Source organism: Rhizobium sp. Leaf371 (assembly GCF_001424045.1).
GTDB lineage: Bacteria > Pseudomonadota > Alphaproteobacteria > Rhizobiales > Rhizobiaceae > Ferranicluibacter.
In genome coordinates this window covers 146459-164729 of record NZ_LMQB01000003.1, presented here as the reverse complement: position 1 = coordinate 164729, position 18271 = coordinate 146459, and the positions used below count along the sequence as shown (strand labels likewise).

At 63.8% G+C, this 18271-nt stretch carries 11 protein-coding genes and 1 pseudogene; 6 read left to right on the top strand and 6 right to left on the bottom strand.

The annotated features are described in order from the left end of the window. Nucleotides 1–18: 18 nt before the first annotated feature. Nucleotides 19–576, bottom strand: a complete 558-nt coding sequence (locus tag ASG39_RS06165; RefSeq protein ID WP_062593968.1) for a hypothetical protein — start codon at nt 574–576, stop codon at nt 19–21. Nucleotides 577–958: 382 nt separating this feature from the next. On the opposite strand from ASG39_RS06165, the gene ASG39_RS06160 reads away from it, so the two are divergent. Together ASG39_RS06160 and ASG39_RS06155 are read left to right on the top strand one after the other, a co-directional pair. After that, nucleotides 959–4504 carry a PAS domain-containing protein gene (locus ASG39_RS06160; RefSeq protein ID WP_156468042.1) on the top strand — a complete coding sequence of 1182 codons (3546 nt, stop codon included), beginning with the start codon at nt 959–961 and terminating at the stop codon, nt 4502–4504. After that, the gene (locus ASG39_RS06155; protein ID WP_062593965.1) at nt 4504–4899 is read left to right on the top strand and encodes a response regulator; all 396 of its coding nucleotides are present in this window, start codon (nt 4504–4506) and stop codon (nt 4897–4899) included. Before ASG39_RS06160 ends, ASG39_RS06155 begins: the two co-directional genes overlap by 1 nt. Here ASG39_RS06155 and ASG39_RS06150 read toward each other — a convergent pair. Then, on the bottom strand, nt 4853–5629 hold the full coding sequence (locus ASG39_RS06150; RefSeq protein WP_082476987.1) for a winged helix-turn-helix domain-containing protein: 777 nt from the start codon (nt 5627–5629) through the stop codon (nt 4853–4855). The two genes, ASG39_RS06155 and ASG39_RS06150, sit on opposite strands and share 47 nt — an antisense overlap. 122 nt (nt 5630–5751) lie before the next feature. On the opposite strand from ASG39_RS06150, the gene ASG39_RS06145 reads away from it, so the two are divergent. The 3 genes from ASG39_RS06145 (at nt 5752) to ASG39_RS06135 (ending at nt 10086) form a co-directional block, all read left to right on the top strand. Beyond that, a complete protein-coding gene (locus ASG39_RS06145; protein WP_062593963.1) occupies nt 5752–6663 on the top strand; it encodes an EamA family transporter in 912 nt (303 codons plus the stop codon). 142 nt (nt 6664–6805) lie between these two features. Further along, nucleotides 6806–8617, top strand: a complete 1812-nt coding sequence (locus ASG39_RS06140) for a methyl-accepting chemotaxis protein (RefSeq protein ID WP_062593961.1) — start codon at nt 6806–6808, stop codon at nt 8615–8617. Nucleotides 8618–8949: 332 nt separating this feature from the next. After that, nucleotides 8950–10086, top strand: coding sequence for a GGDEF domain-containing protein (locus ASG39_RS06135; protein WP_062593960.1), 1137 nt, complete (start codon nt 8950–8952; stop codon nt 10084–10086). 56 nt (nt 10087–10142) lie between these two features. On the opposite strand, the gene ASG39_RS06130 is transcribed toward ASG39_RS06135, so the two are convergent. Further along, on the bottom strand, nt 10143–11216 hold the full coding sequence (locus ASG39_RS06130; protein ID WP_062593957.1) for a PAS domain-containing protein: 1074 nt from the start codon (nt 11214–11216) through the stop codon (nt 10143–10145). 360 nt (nt 11217–11576) lie between these two features. On the opposite strand from ASG39_RS06130, the gene ASG39_RS06125 reads away from it, so the two are divergent. Beyond that, complete coding sequence (locus ASG39_RS06125; RefSeq protein WP_062593955.1) at nt 11577–13520, top strand: methyl-accepting chemotaxis protein; 1944 nt, start codon at nt 11577–11579, stop codon at nt 13518–13520. 337 nt (nt 13521–13857) lie between these two features. On the opposite strand, the gene ASG39_RS06120 is transcribed toward ASG39_RS06125, so the two are convergent. From ASG39_RS06120 to ASG39_RS23045, 3 genes and pseudogenes are all read right to left on the bottom strand, one after another. Further along, complete coding sequence (locus ASG39_RS06120; RefSeq protein WP_062593954.1) at nt 13858–15816, bottom strand: HAMP domain-containing methyl-accepting chemotaxis protein; 1959 nt, start codon at nt 15814–15816, stop codon at nt 13858–13860. A 401-nt stretch (nt 15817–16217) separates the two neighbouring features. Further along, a pseudogene (locus ASG39_RS24435) lies at nt 16218–16859 on the bottom strand (methyl-accepting chemotaxis protein); the annotation flags it as partial. 1 nt (nt 16860) lies between these two features. Further along, nucleotides 16861–18246: methyl-accepting chemotaxis protein (locus ASG39_RS23045; RefSeq protein WP_244481145.1), on the bottom strand; the 1386-nt coding region annotated here is incomplete at its 3' end. Nucleotides 18247–18271 lie beyond the last annotated feature (25 nt).

Here is an 18271-nt window from a genome sequence, read left to right as displayed (position 1 = left end):
TGCAAGCTTCCGCGACACCTACGGCGCCAGCGAAATCCAGACGTCGAGCGCGCAGAGAGGGAGATAGAGCGCCGTGATGGCGGCATAATAGTTTCGCTTTCGCGAGAGAAACGCGAGAACGGGCAAGACGATCATCGGGATATCCGTGACAGCCCAAGCCGATTCGATCGGGCTCTGGAAACCGAAGACGTTCACGACGAGGCCGAACAGGAAAAATGCCGTCAACGACAGCAGCGCGAAACGACCGTCCTCCTCAAAATAGACGCGCAGCCCTCGCGCTTCGTCCTCACCGCGACTGGGCAGCAGAAGTGCGGCGGTGAGAAACAGCATCAGGGTCATCAGGACCAGGAAGAGGAACTCGCCGAACTGAAACGTCGGGCGAAGCGCCGACAGCTGATTGATCGCCCACCAATACTGCAATTGCGTGAGAAACAGGATGCCGCTCCAGGCGAGGGGCACCCAGTCCAACTGCGATGACCTGCGGATGCGAAAAACGGTGACGAGCCCGGTCAGAAGCCGGGTGACGGACAGTCCGAGGACCATGGAGATGACGGTTGCGACAATCGGAAAGTTCATCGGCGTGCCATTCTGCGTATCGACCTGCCGAAACGGGACCGGCTCGGCGCGCTTATAGCACCCCCTGTCGGCCTCAGGAGCCTTTTCTGCGAACGCGGGTATATGGTTAGTTTATACGCACTAAATAAAACAGGGGCACTCCGCGCGGCACGGATATCCTCACGGAAACGGAGCCGAAAGCACCCGAGCCGATAAAAATACGCATCCTTGTCTGGACTGCTTGACAGCAATGTCGGAATGCTTTCAGCAAGGAGCAGAGGGGAGCTGATCCGTTTGTCTACGCTTACGGTAAGATCGTCGAGGTATCGCTTTGCCTGAGAGCCAAGAACCTGAGGCGTGGTCCTCCGCATCGCTGTTTTCCGGTCCCGGGGACGTGCGGGCTTTGGGCCGCGTTCTCGACTGGGCTGCGACCCCGCTCGGGCCTGTTCAGGGCTGGTCGCAGAGCTTGCGATCGACGGTGCGCACGCTTCTATCGTCTCAATATCCGATGGTGCTCACCTGGGGCGAGGATTTCACCCAGATCTACAATGACGCCTATTCCAAGCTGATCGGCGATCGTCATCCGTCCGGTTTCGGGGGCGACATCCGCATCACGCTTGCCGAGGCGTGGGCAACGCTCGGACCGATGATCGCGCGGGTCATGGCCACGGGCATCGCCAACTGGACGCCGGCCCTGCCGCTGGAGATGCACCGCTCGGGCTATCGGGAAGAAGCCTATTTCTCGGTCAGCCATGCGCCGGCGGAGGACGATCGCGGCCGGATCGTCGGCATGCTCGCCGTCTGCTCGGAGGTCACGGACCAGATCGTCGGCGAGCGCCGCCTTCGCCTGCTCCGCGAACTCGCCGCCCGCGCCGGCGACGCCGAGGAAACCGCGCAGGCGGCAAGCGACCTCGTGGCGGCGCTTGCCGAAGATCGCTTCGACGTGCCCTTCGCCTGCCTTTACCTGCGCGATCAAGACGGTCACGCACTGGCGGCATCGCAGGGTCTGTCGTCGCCCGAGACGGCAGCGGATCTGGACTGGCGAACGGGGGATGCGGTCGGCCCGTCTCCGCTCGACCGTGCCATGCAGGGCGAGACCTCGCTGGTCCACGCCGTCGATCGTCTGACGACAGCGCGTGGCGGCGCCTTCGACGATCCCGTGGAGACGGCGATATGCCTGCCGATCGTCGGCGCGCACGGCGCGGTGCTCGGCACGCTCGTTGCCGGCATCTCGCCCAACCGGGCGCTCGACGACGTCTATCGCTCCTTCTTCGAACTTCTGGCGACGCAGGTATCCGTTGCCGTCCGCAATGCGCGGGCGCGCGAGGACGAGCGCCGCCGGGCGGCCGATCTCGCCGAACTCGACCGGGCGAAAACGACGTTCTTCTCCAATGTCTCGCACGAGTTCCGCACGCCCCTGACGTTGCTGCTCGGTCCGCTCGAGCGGGCCGTCTCCGATCTGCCGGAGCGGCTGCCCGATCATCGCGACGAGCTCGACATCGCCTATCGCAACGGCTTGCGTCTCCTGCGGCTGGTCAACACCTTGCTCGACTTCTCCCGCGTCGAGGCGAAACGGGTGGAAGCGCATCTCGTGGCCTGCGACCTCGCCTGGCTGACCGCCGATCTCGCATCGATCTTCCGCTCGGCCATCGAGCGGGCGGGGCTGGAACTGCGCGTCGAGACAGAGCCTCTGCCGCAGCCCGTCCTTGTCGATCCGGACATGTACGAGAAGATCGTCCTCAATCTCCTGTCCAACGCGTTCAAGTTCACGCTGGCCGGCACGATTACCGTGCGGCTTGAGGATCTTGGCGGAGCGGCGGTGTCGCTGAGCGTCGAGGATACCGGGGTCGGCATTCCCGCTGCCGAGCGGGATCGCGTCTTCGAGCGCTTTCACCGGGTCGAGGCGCAGGGCGCGCGAAGCCACGAAGGCTCGGGCATCGGCCTTGCCCTGGTCAAGCAGCTGGTGGAGCTTCACGCCGGGACGATCTCGGCGGAAAGCGAAGGGCCCGGCCGGGGGACGCGGTTCACCGTGATCCTTCCCTATGGCAGCGCGACGCCGGCCCAGGACGGAAACGGCGAAGACGCGCCGCGCGCCGCGCGGTCGCAGAGCCGTGCCTTCGTGGAGGAGGCATTTCGCTGGTTGCCGGACGCGGAGGATGCGGATGTCGCCGAGCCTCGCTCCGGGGATCGGCGACGCGTTCTCGTCGTGGACGACAACAGGGACATGCGCGCCTATATCCAGCGTCTCCTGCGCAACCAGTACAGCGTCTCCCTTGCCGCGAACGGCGAGGAGGCGCTGTCCACCATCGGGACCTTTCGGCCCGATCTCGTTCTCTGCGACATCATGATGCCGAAGATGGACGGGTTCTCCCTGCTTCGCCACCTGCGGACGCAGGATGCGACCGCGGCCTTGCCGATCATCTTCCTCTCCGCGCGGGCCGGCGAGGAGGCGCGTGTGGAGAGCCTCAATGCCGGGGCCGACGACCATATCGTCAAGCCCTTCGGGTCGCAGGAATTGCTCGCCCGCATCGACGGCGCGCTGCGGCTTGCGGCCCTGCGCGGCGAAGCCGCGGCACGCCAACGCATTCTCGAAGCCGAGCTTGCGGCCGAACAGGCGGCCAGCGCGCTCGCGCGCAGCGAGCAGCACCTGCAGACGTTGACCGATGCGCTTCCGGTTCTCATTGCGCATGTCGGAAAGGATCTGCGCTACCGCTTCGTCAACCACACCTATGAGACATGGTTCGGGCAGGATCGGAGCGCTGTGATCGGCCGGCCGGTCATCGACGTGGTCGGGGAAACCGCCTTCGCCAAGATCCGGCCGAGGCTCGACGCCGTGCTTGCGGGCGAACGCCTGTGCTTTGAGGATATGGTTCACTATCCGGGGCTTGGAACGCGCCACGTGCGGGCCGATTACATCCCGGAACGGGGCGCAGACGGGCAGGTCGAAGGGTTCTACGGCCTCGTGCAGGATGTTACCGAGGTGCAGAGCCAGGCGCGGCGGCTGGCCGACAGCGAGCGGCGGATGCGCACCGTGCTCGATGCCGTGTCGGACGGCTTCTTCGCGGTCAATGTCGAAGGGCAGGTGACCCTCTTCAATCGGGCCGCCGAGGAGGCCCTGGGCCTGTCGCGCGAGGCAGTGCTCGGGCAACCGCTGGCGCATGTGGTGCCCGAACTTCTCCAGCCACCCTACGACGCCTTTGTCGAGGCGGCGATGACGCAGCGCGTGACGTGCGTTTTCGAGCTGACCGACTTTCCGCATATCGATCAGGTGATCGAGGTGCGGCTCGCCCCCAAGGAAGGCGGCGGCATCGCGGCCTCCTTCTCCGACATTACGGAGCGCAAGCTTTCCGAGCGACACCGCGAACTCCTCGTCAACGAGCTCAATCATCGGGTCAAGAATACGCTGGCCGTCGTCCAGTCGATCGCCATCCAGTCCTTCAAGGACGATCGCGTTCCCGCCGAGGCCAAAACGGCGTTTCAGGGGCGCCTGCTCGCTTTGTCGCAAGCCCACAATCTCCTGACCCGGGAAAGCTGGGAATCGGCGCCCTTGCGGCAGGTCATCGAGAATGCCGTTCAGCCCTTCGGCGGTCCCGGCCGCTTCCTCCTGCAGGGTCCCAACCTGCGGGTGGGGCCGAAGGCGGCCGTCAGCCTGTCGCTCGCCTTCCATGAGCTTTGCACCAATGCTGCAAAATACGGGGCGCTGCAGGGCGCGGAAGGTCGTGTGCGGATCAGCTGGTTCAAGGAGGGCGGGCATGAACCGACCTTCCGGCTCATCTGGACGGAGGAGGGCGGGCCGCCGGTGACCGTGCCGAACCGCACAGGCTTCGGCTCGCGCCTCGTGGAGAGGGGCCTGGCGGCCGAACTGCGCGGAACGGTGGCGCTTCAATACCGCGCGGACGGTGTCGTCTGCGAGATCACGACCCCTCTTGCCAGCATACAAGGTCGCTGATGACGCTTGCCGGAAAACGCGTTCTCGTGGTCGAGGACGAAATGCTCGCCGCGATGACGCTCGAGGATACCTTGATCGATCTCGGCCTCGTGGTGGTGGGCGTTGCCATGCATCTGAAAGAAGCGCTGGAACGCGCATCGCACGAGCGGCTCGACGTCGCCGTGCTCGACATCAATCTCAACGGCGAACGGTCCTATCCCGTTGCGGACATGCTGCAGGCGCGGGGCATCCCGTTTATCTTCGCGTCCGGCTACGGACATATCGATCGGGGTACCGCCTTTCCCGACACGCCGACCCTTGCCAAGCCCTATCATCCAGACGAACTGGCCCAGGCTCTTACGCAGACCCTTACGCAGACCGTGGCGCAGACCCTGGCGCCGGACCGGCGCTCATAGCGGCGCGGTCCTGTTCCGTCCGGGGATGAGCGATGAGATCCGAGAAGCCCCGGTCGCCGGCTTGGGTGATCGTCAGCGTCCGGCTGTTCGGCGTCCGCACCACCCAGCCGAGCGCGAGAGTGCGCGTGAGCAGCGCCGCGCCGAGCCGACCTGCAAGATGCGGCCGGCGCTCGCTCCAGTCGAGGCACATGCGGCAGAGCGGGCGTTTCGATCTGGCGATGCCGGCAAAATCGGTGCCGGCAAGGTCGATGCCGAAATCGCAGAGAAAGCGGTGACCCTCGTCCGAGACGACGCCGACGCCCTCCGACCGGTGAAGGAAGCCTCGCCGTTCGAAGGCGGCGGTCAATGCGACGGCAAGGCGGCCTGCCATATGGTCGTAGCATGTCCTTGCCTGCCGCATCGCTTCGTCGCGGGGGCCATGGCGCTTGGCCGGAGAGGCAGGCGCGACAGGCGAGAGCGCCATCATCGCCTCCATGGCCTGCGCGACGGCGGGGGAGCCGAGCCGGAAATAGCGGTGACGCCCCTGTCGCTCCGCGGCAATCAGGCGGCCGTCGAGAAGCTTTGCCAGATGGCCGCTTGCCGTCTGCGGCGTGATACCGGCCTGCGAGGCGAGTTCGCCCGCCGTCAAGGCTTCGCCGCCGAGGAGGGCGGCGAGCATGCTGGCGCGGGTGGGGTCGCCCATGAGATGGGCGGACTGCGCGATCATGTTGCCGGTGGGAAGGTCGATCATGCGCGAAGACTACCTCGTCGAGGTCTGCCTGTCAGGCCCGAAAGCTTCGGCGTGGGCCGAAGCGTCTGCGGCGAAAAAGCTGTAAGGGTGCGCTTCATCGATAGCAACGATCCGGACCCCGCATGACCGAACAGCCGCCCCGCCTTGCCGTCAGCCTCCTGATGCTGCTGGCACTCGCAACGCTCTGGGGAGGCTCCTACAGCCTCATCAAAATCGGCGTTGCCACGATCCCGCCGATCACGCTGATTGCCGCGCGCACGATCATTGCCGGCAGCCTGCTGCTGGTCGTTCTTCATCTGCGCGGGCTGAGGCTGCCGACGGATCGGCGCAATACCCGTCGCTTCATCATCCAGGCGGCCCTCAATTCCGTCCTGCCCTTCACGCTGATTGCCTGGGCGGAGCAGCATGTCGATGCGGGCCTCGCCGTCATTCTGAATTCGCTGACGCCGGTCTTTGCCTTTCTGATCAACGCGCTCATCACCCGGCATGAAGCCGTGACCGGAGCGAAACTGTTCGGCGTCGCCTTCGGCATCGTCGGCATCTGCCTCGTGGTCGGCCCCTCGGTTCTCGGCGGCTTCGGCAGCGGCGTCGTCGCGCAGCTCGCCATCATCCTTGCGGCGGTCGCCTATGGCGGTGCCGTGACCTTCGGCCGGACCTTTCGCGATCTCGACCCGATGATGCCGGCCGCGGGCTCGCTGATCTGGGGCGGCGCGATCCTGCTGCCCGTCAGCCTGCTGGTCGATCAGCCATGGACGCTTGCGCCCGCCATGTCCTCGATTACAGCCCTCCTCGTCTTGTCCGTCTTCTCGACCGCGCTTGCCTTCGTGCTCTATTTCACGCTGCTGCAAAGGATGGGCTCGGTCGGCACCACGGCACAAGCTTACCTTCGCGTGCCCATCGGTGTCGGCATCGGCGTACTCTTTCTCGGGGAAACCCCGAGCCCGAACGCAGTGCTCGGCCTCATTTTCGTGGTAGCAAGCGTTATCGCCATGACGCTGCCTGCACATTTTTTCTTCAGGAAAAGAAAGAGTTGACCTAAGAAGCTCTGTTGCTGCGCGGTCCGGAAGAAGTAACGGTACGGTTTTGGTAACGTTCGCGCGAGCGCTCACAAAGAACTCACCATTTCTCAATCATACCCTGTCATCCTCTCGTCAAAATGACTTTGCGGGACGGCACGTGAAGTATTTGAGAATGTCGACGCGACTCTATGCACTGGTTTTTGCAGCCGTCGTCCTGATGGCGGGAGCCATGACCTTTTCGCTGTTCCAGTCGCATGATGCGCTCATCGCCGAGAGAAAAGCGATGCTTGCGGCGATGGACGAGAACGCGGTCGCGATCTTCGCCTATTACAACAAGCTCGAGACCGGCGGGACGATGACGCGGGAAGCGGCGCAGGCCGCTTCGATCGATGCCGTCAAGGCCATGCGTTATCAGGGGACGGGCTATCTCTGGATCAACGATATGGCCCCGCGCATGATCATGCATCCGATCAAGCCGGAGCTGAACGGCAAGGACCTCTCGGGCAATACGGACCCGAACGGCAAGCATCTGTTTGTCGAATTCGTCAATGTCGTGAAGGCGCAGGGGCAGGGCTATGTCGATTACTACTGGCCGAAGCCCGGCGTGGACGAACCCGTTCTGAAGTATTCGCATGTTGCAGGCTTTGCGCCCTGGGGCTGGGTGGTGGGCACCGGCGTCTATGCCGACGATCTCGCAGCCCTTTTCCAGCAGGGCTTGATCAAGGTCGCCGCGACGACCGGCGTATCCGCGCTTCTGATTCTGGCGCTCGCATTCAGCGTCGTGCGCAGCGTGGTCGGCCCGGTCGAGCGCCTGAAGGCGTCGATGCAGGCGATCTCCGAGGAAAACGTCTCGGAGCCCGTGCCGGAGATGGACCGCAAGGATGAAATCGGCGAGATGGCGGTGGTGCTCGATGTCCTGCGCGACAGCGTGGCCAACAGCGTCGCCGCGCGCATCCGGGAATCGGCGCAGCAGGAGCAGCTCGATCGCGAGCGGGATGTCGCAGGCGCGCGGGATCGCGCGCGGACCGATCTGCAGACGGAGGCGATGGCGACGCTCGGCGTTGCGCTCGAGGCGCTGGCCCGTGGCGACCTGACGAAGGAGATCGTCGATATCGCACCGGAATACGCGAAACTTCAGGACGACTTCAATCAGGCGGTGGCCGCGCTCGGCGGCGTGATCCGCTCGATCGCCCTCTCCACCAACATCGTGCACGAGAATGCCGACCAGATCTGCGATGCGGCCAATAATCTCTCGCGACGGACCGAACAGCAGGCCGCGGCGCTCGAAGAAACGGCCGCAGCCCTCGACGAGATCACCTCGACCGTCCGCAACGCCTCCGACGGCGCTGTCGAGGCGCGCGACATGGTCAACGCCACCAAGACGAGCGCCGTGAAATCCGGCGACATCGTCCGCGACGCGGTGACCGCGATGGAGCGGATCGAGGCATCCTCGACCCAGATCGGCCAGATCATCGGCGTCATCGACGAGATCGCGTTCCAGACGAACCTTCTGGCTCTGAATGCCGGCGTCGAGGCCGCACGGGCCGGCGAGGCGGGACGCGGCTTTGCCGTCGTTGCGCAGGAAGTGCGCGAACTCGCCCAGCGCTCGGCAAAGGCTGCCAAGGAAATCAAGAGCCTGATCCACAGTTCCGCCAACGAGGTGGAGGCCGGCGTGTCGCTGGTCCGCTCGACGGGCCGGGCCTTGGGGGAGATCGAGACGCTGGTGAACAAGGTCAACGACCGCGTGGCCGCTATCGCCACGGCCGCGCGCGAGCAGGCGACCGGACTTCAGGAGGTGAACACCGCCGTCAACAGCATGGACCAGATGACGCAGCAGAATGCGGCCATGGTCGAGGAAACGACGGCCGCGAGCCAGACGCTCCTGCAGGAAAGCCTCGCCCTGAAGACCCTGCTGCAGAACTTCCGGCTCGACAAGGAGCCGCAGCAGCGAACGCGCTTCGCGGCGTGAGGCACAGGCCGGCCCGTCCTCGCGGCGGGAGCGGGCAGCATCAGGCGACGGCGCGAAGGCGCCGTCGCTTTTCCAGATGCGCGCTCAAGCTGTATTCCGGGCCGTATGCCGGGCGACGGATGCTATTTGCCCTTCGGCATTCAGGCCTCCCGGATATCCGGAAAAGCCCGGTGCGGTGCGGTCCAGCTCCTGCCGTTCAAGGGTTTGCGCTTAGAATACCTTAAGGTGTATATGTTAGAGTGACGTGGTGAAATGTTTGGCTGATGAAAAGTCCCATGCGAGAGAACGCTTCATTAGAAAGTCTCGATGATCATGTCATCCGGACTTGGCCGTTGGCGTTCCCAGCCGAGGCGGAGGTGCTGTTCAGGCGTCAGAACGTCGAGCAGCAGTACAAGCTCGTGTTCATCGGCTGGCTGATCGGCCTTTTTCTCTACGACCTCTTCATCATCAGCGACTATGTCCTGACAGGGGCCTATTTCCAAACCTATGTCGTCATCCGCCTGTTGTTCGTCACGCCGATCTGTCTGGTCCTGCTCTGGGGCATCTGGCGAAAAAGCCCGTATTACGACCTCCTGGTCAGCCTGATCCCGGCGACGATGGTGGTCGGCCTGTCCACGGGCCTCGTGCTGTCGGAGGGAGACTACCGGCCGCATTATGTCTTCGGCAACATCCTGCTGATGGTCTGCGGCTGCGTCGTCGGTCGGCCGCGCACCCAGTTCGTCGCCGTCATCGTTGCCCTTCAGTTCATCGGCTATCTCGCGGTGCTGCAGGTAACGGACATCTTTCCGGCGGATAGCAAGCCGGTCAGCATCCTCTTCTACATCAGCGGCGCGGTCGTCTCGATCCTCACCGCCTATGCCGCGGAGAAATCCGTCCGCCAGTCCTTCCTGCTCGACCAGCGCATCAAATATCTGAACGCGGCGCTGAACATCCAGGCCTTGACGGACCCGCTGACGGGCCTGGCGAACCGGCGCTCCTTCGAACAGGCGACCGGCCGGCACTGGGCGAACAAGACGGCGGCACGCAAGCCGGTCGCGATCATTCTGCTCGACGTCGATCGGTTCAAGATCTTCAACGACAGCTACGGCCATTCGGCGGGCGATCTCTGCCTGAAGCGGATCGCGGGGCGGGTCGTCGCCGGGCTCGCCGGCACGGATGGGCTCGCCGTCCGCTTCGGAGGCGAGGAGATCCTGCTCTTCCTGCCGAATACCGATCTCACCAGTGCGCGCTGCATCGCCGAGGCGATCCGCTGCGCGATTCTGGACGAGGCTGTCCCGCACCCGGCGCTCGGGCCGGATGCCGTGGTTTCCGCAAGCTTCGGCGTGGCCTCCGCGACGGTGGAAAGCTGCGAGGTCGCGGAGCTGATCATAGCGGCGGACGCGGCGCTTTACGCAGCCAAGGCGAACGGCCGCAACCAGGTCTGGCCGCAGCCGGGAGCAAGCGCATCCGTCGAGGCGAAAAGAGCCTGACCCGTGCCGCGTGACCGTCGAGGCCGCGTGCTCGCGAATGCGCGCAAACGCATGACTCACGCCTCGTTGTGATGAACGGTGATGGTCGTCGATGTCGTGTCGTTCGGCCCGAATTCGATGCCGTTGGCAAGCAGTGCGCTCGATATCGCGTGATAGGTCGTCGATCGCATGGCGCGCTCACCCTCCTCGACCCGCCGGATCGAGGAGACGGATATCCGCGCCTCGGTGGCCAGATCCTCGTGGGTCCATCCCAGCAGCAGCCGCGCTGCCCTGATCTGACGGCGCGTCAGGTTCAGGGGCGGCGTCGTGCGGTCCGCGCTGATGGTCACCGGTGCGGACAGCGGGCGCACCATGCCGATCCATTCCGTCACCGTTCCATCCAGCTCGGCAATGGGGGCAGCGATCAGCTGGATGTCGGCCACCGTTCCGTCCGCGCAGAGCAGGGAGGTTTCGAGGTCGAAATTCGTCTGCTGGTCGAGAACCTCCTCCCAATGACGCTGTGCCGCAAGGCGGCCTTCGGGAGGAAGCCTGTCGAGCCAGCCCAGGCCCGAGGCATCGGCGACGCTTTGCCCTGAAAACTTCGACCAGGCCTGCCGAAACAGGAGACGACCGCTGAGATCGAGACCCCACTCGACGCCCCCGATCAGGGAGAGAAGTTTCTGATGCCGGGCCCAGCTTCGATCGACGATCCGTTTCAGTTCCCGGCGCTCCGTCACGTCCCGGAGAACGCCGATCGCGCGCATCGACGCGCCATGCTCGTCGAAGATCACCTCGGCGCGATGATTGATCCACCGGATCGTTCCGTCGGCGCGAATGATGCGAAAATCGATATCCATCGGATGACCGTGCATCAGCCCGGCCTCGACCAGATCATGCTGCTCGCGGTCCTCGGGATGGATCATGTGCAGGAGGTCGATCGGCATGCCGGCCTCCGCGCTCAGCATCCGATAGATACCGGCCGAGCAGGTCGTCGCACCCGTTGCAAAGTCCTTCGTCCAGAAGCCGACTTCGCCCTGGTCTTCGATCAGCTTCAGAAAATGGACGGAAGACACGCCCTGGAACTTGCGACGCTCAAGACGCTCGCCATTTGAAGTTGCACCGTGGAGATGCATGAGGCGCCTGGTCGGCATGTGTCTTCCTTTCGTCGAGAGCCTACGACATCAGCATGTGACACCGGCTCCTCCAACGATGGCACCATCACCCTATAAAATGAGAGCCTTTGGGTCAATTCCGCGCCGTCAGTTCGCCGAGGGCTGACAGGTTTCGGCTCATTTCGCGCGCAGATAGCAAAATTTGCCATCTTTAATTTAGAAAACAGGAATTTATCCCCCTTAGCATCAGAGATCGTTGGAAGTCGGGCCCGCTTTCCCTCCCAGAAGCTGCGGCTCGCTTCCGATAAAGGTCTGTTTCAGCCGGATGCGACGCGTTTCGCAGGAGCGTCTTATTGTCGCGGACCCATCGTCTTTTGCTAACCGATAGAAAGCTCCGATATGTCCTTCCTCACGAACGCCAGTATTCGCACCAAGATCCTTGCGCTTGTCATCCCGATCAGTTTTCTCGGTATCGCCAGCCTTGGGTTCGTCTCTTACCAGCTGAAGCAGACCGACACGACCTATTCGAATTTCATCGACAACGAGAGCTCTGCCGCGCTTTGGAGCGCAAGGTCTTCTTCCAGCTTCGGGGCAGCGATCGGCAATGCCTTCATGCTGCTGGCCTATGAAGCCGGGGCGCCGCGCGGAGCGGAGCTGAAGAAAGCCTATCGGAACTACATCGACATCACGATCACGCGCTTCGATACCGCTGTCGTCAAGAACCCGGAACTGGCCGACGGCATCAAAGGCTTCCGCGAGCGCTTCACCCATATCATCGCGAAGGCCGACCGTATGATCGCCCTTCACGATGAAGGACAGATCGATCAGGCGAGAACCGTGCTCGATGACGTCGGGCCACTGGCATCCGCCTGGCAATCCGACATCAAGGAATGGATCGACGCGAATGTGCAGGAGCTGGGCAACGAGAGCAATGCGCTGTCAGCCGACACGAATTTCACCATCCTCGCATCCCTGCTCACGATCGGCATCACGTTCACCCTGGCGATCCTTCTCGCTCTGTTGGTCTCGACGCGGGGGATCACGACACCCATCGCGATCCTGCGCGAACGCATGAAGTCACTGGCAGCCGGCAATACCGAGGATCGCATCGAAGGCCTCGACCGGAAGGACGAAATCGGCGCCATGGGCGCGGCCGTGCAGGTCTTCCGCGACAATGCCATCGCCCGGATCCGCCTTGAGCAGGAGACGGAAGCCAACCGGACCCTGTTGGAGAAGGAGCGGATCGAGCGGGAGCTTGAAAGGACGAGAGAGGCGGAGGAGGTCCGGTTTGCTGTCGAGAACCTTGCGGCCGGTCTTGCGAAACTTGCCGAGGGCGACGTGTCCTATCGCATCCAGCAGCCGTTCAACGCGGCTCTCGACAGTGTTCGCGGCGACTTCAACGGCTCGGCCGAAATGCTCCATTCGGCGCTGACCAAGGTCTCGGACAATGCACGCGGCATCGATGCCGGCGCCAATGAGATCAAGTCGGCCGCCGACGAACTCGCCAAGCGGACGGAGCAGCAGGCGGCAGCGGTCGAGGAAACCGCGGCGGCGCTCGAGGAGATCACAACGGTGGTCAAGGATTCGACCCGGCGCGCCCAGGAGGCCGGCACGCTCGTCAGCCGCACGAAAGCGGGCGCGGAGCAATCCGGCAATGTGGTGCGCCGCGCCGTCCACGCCATGGAGGAAATCGCGAAATCGGCGGGCGAGATCTCCAACATCATCGGTGTGATCGACGAGATCGCGTTCCAGACCAATCTGCTGGCGCTGAACGCCGGCGTCGAGGCGGCCCGCGCCGGAGACGCAGGCAAGGGCTTTGCGGTCGTCGCACAGGAGGTGCGCGAACTGGCGCAGCGTTCGGCAACGGCGGCAAAAGAGATCAAGGCGCTGATCCACACGTCGAACGAACAGGTCCATGGAGGCGTCCAGCTGGTCGGGGATACCGGCAAGGCTCTGGAGACGATCGTCTCGGAGGTACAGGAGATCAACCGGCACGTTTCCGCCATCGTGGACAGCGCCCAAGAACAGTCCTCCGGGCTCCAGCAGATCAACACGGCGGTGAACCTCATGGATCAGGACACGCAGAAGAACGCGGCGATGGTCGAGGAAACCACGGCGGCAAGCCACGGTCTCGCCCGCGAGGTCGCCTCGTTGAACGCGATGCTCGGGCAGTTCAGGCTTTCCCCGTCGCATGCGCGGGCACACGTCACGGCACCGCGTGAGATCAATGACCGGGACGTCTCCCACGGGTCGCCCGTGAAGGCGCTGGGCCGCAAGATCGCCTCCGCCTTCTCCGGCAATGCCGCGGTCGATATCTCGAAGGGGGCCTGGCAGGACTTTTAAACGTCGGCCCGGCTGCCTCCGTCGGGAGCTCGCGTGACCTGCTTTTCGCAGCGATCGCAGCGATCGCAGCGACGGACGGAGGGCAAGCCATCGACGTGATGGTCGCCGCAAGCGTCTTCGACATGACAAAGAAAAACCTGGGATCCCGCTGCGCGGCGTCCCAGGTTCTTTCGGCTTCAAACGGCCCGACGCCGACGGTTCTGGCGACGAACGGGCACTTTAGATTTCAGGCGTCGGCGGGCTAGACCCCCGTGCGGCGTCAGGCGCCTTCGTCAAGACGGGGCCTGGCGTTACGGGGCCTGCCGTTACCGGGGCCTAACGGTCGCTCCCGGCGCGGTCAGAACTCCTCCCAGCTGTCGTTGACGGCGGCATTTCCGACAAAGGCCGCGGCTGTCCTGGCGGCCGGTCGGGGTGCCGGCTTGCGGACAGGGGAGGCCGCCGTCCGGTGGACCAGGGAACCACCCATCGCGGCGGCCGTCTGGCGCAGGATCGCGGCATTGGAAGGCGCGCCGCCCAGGGTAAACTGCCCGATCAGCTGACGCAGCTTTCCGCTTTCATTGGCAAGCGTCGCGCCGGCCGCACTGGTCTCCTCGACCATGGCGGCGTTCTGCTGGGTCACCTGATCCATCTGGTTGACGGCGGTGTTGACCTCGCCGAGGCCGACGGACTGCTCGCGCGCCGAGGTGGCGATGGCGTCCATGTGCTGGTTGACGGTGACGATGTAGCCTTCGATCGTTCTCAAGGCGGTTCCCGTCTCGCTCACCAGCTTGACGCCGTTCTGGACTTCGATCGAGGAGTTGCGGATCAGTTCCTTGATCTCCTTGGCGGCCTTTGCCGAGCGTTGCGCCAGTTCGCGCACTTCTTGGGCGACGACGGCGAAGCCCTTGCCGGCTTCCCCGGCCCGCGCGGCTTCCACGCCGGCATTCAGCGCGAGAAGATTGGTCTGGAAGGCGATCTCGTCGATAACGCCGATGATGTTGGAGACCTCGTTCGAAGAGGCCTCGATCTTGCCCATGGCCTCCACGGCTTTCGAAACGACCTTGCCGGACTCGCTCGCGCTGGCATTGGCCTGCACGGCGACGCTGCGGGCTTCATCGGCACGCTTGGAAGAGTTCGAGACGTTGGCCGTGATCTGGTCGAGCGCGGCGGCGGTTTCCTCGAGAGAGGCCGCCTGCTGTTCCGTGCGCTTCGACAGATCGTCCGCGCCGCGGCTGATTTCCTGGCTTCCGCTGTCGATCGATCCCGTCGCCTGGGCGACGGCCTGAAGCGTTTCGGCCAGCTGCGCCACCGCACCGTTCAGATCATGGCGCAGCGCTTCGAAATCGGGTGCGAAGGGTTCGCTCAATGTGAAGGAGAGGTCACCGGCAGCAAGCTGCTTCAGGCCGGCTGCCAGCCCCGCCGTCGCCGCGTCGAGGCGGAGCTGGGCGGCGGCCTCCGCTTCCGCCGTCAGGCGGACACGATCTCGTTCCGCCTGCAGCCGGTTCTCCTCGGCATCGGCTTCGAGCTGTTTGTTGGCGATGGCAGCCTGCCGGAAGATATCCACGGCGCCCGCCATCGCGCCGATCTCGTCGGTCCGGTCCGCGAAAGGGACCTCGCTTTTCGTGTCGCCATCGGCCAGACGTCGCATCGCGCCGGTAATGCGCGCGATCGGCTTGGCGATCCCGGCGATGACGAAGGCGATGGCGCACACCCCGAAGATCACGCCGAGCGCGGCGAGAATGTACGCAAGATTGATGGAGTCTTCGATCAGATGCTGGTTCTCGACCCCGTCGGCTGCCGCCCCCGTTTCGTTCGTCGCCACGACCTTGTCGATCACGGAGTCTATGCCGAGCGCTGCACCCTTCATCGCGGGCGAGGCGATCAGCAGCTTTGCGTCTTCATCCTTGTTGGCGCGGGAGAGGGCGACGAGTTGCGTGCCGGACGTGATGTATGTTTCCAGACTGCCCTTGAGTGCAGCGAGATCGGCGATTTCGCTCGGCTCTTTCACGAGGAGAGCGTAGCTTTCGATCGCCTTCTGCACGCTGTCGAGCGAAGAGGCGATCTTCTGTTCGGCCGCGCTCTGCTCGTCGTCACTGGTCGCGAGAACGTGGTCGCGATAGGCGATGCGGAGATCGCCCAAGGCGATATCGATGTCTTTCGAACGGGAGACGCTGGGCATCCAGTCATCGACGATGGCATCATTGTTGCCGTCGATGGAGGTCATCGAATGAATGGACGTTCCCGCAAGGATCGCGGTCATGGCAAACAGCCCGATGACCGTGCCGATGAGAGCTGTACTCAGTTTTGGACGTTTCATGGGACGCATTTCTCACGTTAGAATGTTGCCAAGAGAGCGGCCCGTGAGCTGGCGCAGCACCTTCCCACGGCCGGTAAGAGGCCGGGAACATTCTGACCACAAGTTGCGTTAAAAATGCGTGATATACGATAATTGCACGCAAGCGACCGGCGTCAGCTTCGGCGATGCGGAAGGCGTGCGGCTCCGGCCATTTCCTCCCGAATCGTTTTGGCTTTTCCCCCGATTGCGGAAACGCTCTACGCCGTTGATTTCATATAAGTTCAGATGCGCAATCGATCGGCATTTTGCCGGACGTGCACGGAAAGCGCGTCGGGAGCGTCTGCGGCGCTCCCGAACGTTTCAGCGTTTTTTTCTGTGTTTTTCAGGATCGCGGGTCCGGCGAACACATCTCTGTGATCGTCTTAAAACTCCTCCCAGCTTTCCTTCACCGCGGCATTGCCGACGAAGGCCTGGGCGACTTTTCCCGACAGTTTTCTGGCCGGCGAGGCGATGGGTTGGTGGGACGGGGTGGCGGCCATGACGGATGCGGTCTGGCGGAGCGCGCCGGCAAGCCGGAACTGCGAGATAAGCTGACGCAGGCGCGAACTTTCGGTGGCCAGCGTGGCGCCGGCCGCGCTGGTCTCCTCGACCATGGCCGCATTCTGCTGGGTCACCTGGTCCATCTGGTTGACGGCCGTGTTGACCTCGGCGAGACCGACCGATTGCTCCCTGGCCGACGTCGCGATCGAATCCATGTGCTGGTTGACGGTGACGATATAGCCTTCGATCGTCTTCAGCGCGTCGCCGGTTTCGCTGACCAGTCGGACGCCGTTCTGCACCTCGACGGAGGAATTGCGGATCAGTTCCTTGATGTCCTTGGCGGCCTTGGCCGAGCGCTGGGCGAGTTCGCGCACTTCCTGTGCGACGACGGCAAAGCCCTTGCCGGCTTCCCCGGCGCGCGCGGCCTCGACGCCGGCATTCAGCGCCAGAAGGTTGGTCTGGAAGGCGATCTCGTCGATCACCCCGATGATGGACGAGATCTGGTTGGAGGATTCCTCGATCTTNCTCGACGCCGGCATTCAGCGCCAGAAGGTTGGTCTGGAAGGCGATCTCGTCGATCACCCCGATGATGGACGAGATCTGGTTGGAGGATTCCTCGATCTTCTGCATGGCATCCACCGCATGGGCGACGACGCGGCCGGACTGCGCGGCACTTTCATTGGCGATCGCGGCCACCTTGCGGGCTTCGTCCGCGCGCTTGGAAGAGTTGCTGACATTGACCGTGATCTGGTCGAGGGCGGCGGCCGTTTCTTCCAGGGCTGCGGCCTGCTGCTCCGTGCGCTTCGAGAGGTCGTCGGCGCCGGCACTCACCTCGCGGCTGCCATTGTCGATCGCGCCAGTGGCCTCGGTGACCGCACGCAGGGTTTCGGACAACTGGCTGACGGCGCCGTTGAAATCGGTACGAAGCGTCTCGAAATCCGTGGCAAAGGGCTCGGCGAGGTGAAAGGTGAGGTCTCCGGACGCCAGATGCTTCAAGCCTTCGGCCAGGCCATTGGTGGCCTGCGCCATGTCCCGGGAGCGCAGGAGATCCGCCTGTGCCTGGCGCTGCCGCTCGTCTTCCGACAGGTTCCGGTTCGCAGCCGCTTCGGCTTCGAGCCGGATGCGGTCGATGGCATTCTGACGAAACACCGCCACGGCATCCGCCATCTGACCGACTTCGTCCCGTCGACCGAGACCCGCGACGGCTTCCTCCGTCTGACCGTCGGCAAGCGACAGCATGCGGGAGCGAAGCCTGTCGATCGGGCCGGTGATACCCCGGCCGGTGACGAAGAGAGCGGCCATGATCATGGCTGCAAACAGAGCGGACAACGACACCAGGAAGAGGGTGATGGTGGTGTGCGTGTTCTCGGTCATCTTCGCCGTCTGCTCGCTCACATGAGCCACCATCTTCGCAACGGTGGCGCGGGCGCTCTCGCGAAATTCGTTCATGACGGGATCGGCCTTCGCCAGGATCGCGCGCGCTTCGTCGTTGCGGTTGGCTTTGCCGAGTTCCATGGCCTGACCCGTCAGCGCGAGAATGACGCGCGCATTGCTTTCGAAACGCGCCGTTTCCGCTGCCATCTCCGGCATCAGCGTCTTGATCGATTGCAGGCGTGCGTTGACCCGCTCCGTGTTCTCGTCATAGCCCTTGGTAACGCTCGCCAGATACGGGTCGGCGGCATCGTAGGCCATCGACTGATAGGCGGCATAGACAGCCCCCAGCATTCCGGTGTTCAGGCGGGAGAGTTCGATCGCGGCGACGCCATCCTTGGAGATGAAGGCGTTATAGTCCTCGTCGGCCTTGTTGTAGCTTGACGATATGGCGAGAACGCTCACGATACCCGCAGCACAGATCGGCACGATCAGCGACAGGATCTTGGTTCTGATTTTGGCATTTTTCAAGAAAGACATGAAAAGTCCTCGGAGATAGGGGTGA

What these genes read in the sequence shown, in the direction of transcription:
- ASG39_RS06165 (WP_062593968.1), bottom strand. Translation starts at nt 576, where the DNA reads ATGAACTTTCCGATTGTCGCAACCGTCATCTCCATGGTCCTCGGACTG.
- ASG39_RS06155 (WP_062593965.1), top strand. Translation starts at nt 4,504, where the DNA reads ATGACGCTTGCCGGAAAACGCGTTCTCGTGGTCGAGGACGAAATGCTC.
- ASG39_RS06150 (WP_082476987.1), bottom strand. Translation starts at nt 5,629, where the DNA reads ATGATCGACCTTCCCACCGGCAACATGATCGCGCAGTCCGCCCATCTC.
- ASG39_RS06145 (WP_062593963.1), top strand. Translation starts at nt 5,752, where the DNA reads ATGACCGAACAGCCGCCCCGCCTTGCCGTCAGCCTCCTGATGCTGCTG.
- ASG39_RS06130 (WP_062593957.1), bottom strand. Translation starts at nt 11,216, where the DNA reads ATGCCGACCAGGCGCCTCATGCATCTCCACGGTGCAACTTCAAATGGC.
- ASG39_RS06125 (WP_062593955.1), top strand. Translation starts at nt 11,577, where the DNA reads ATGTCCTTCCTCACGAACGCCAGTATTCGCACCAAGATCCTTGCGCTT.
- ASG39_RS06120 (WP_062593954.1), bottom strand. Translation starts at nt 15,816, where the DNA reads ATGAAACGTCCAAAACTGAGTACAGCTCTCATCGGCACGGTCATCGGG.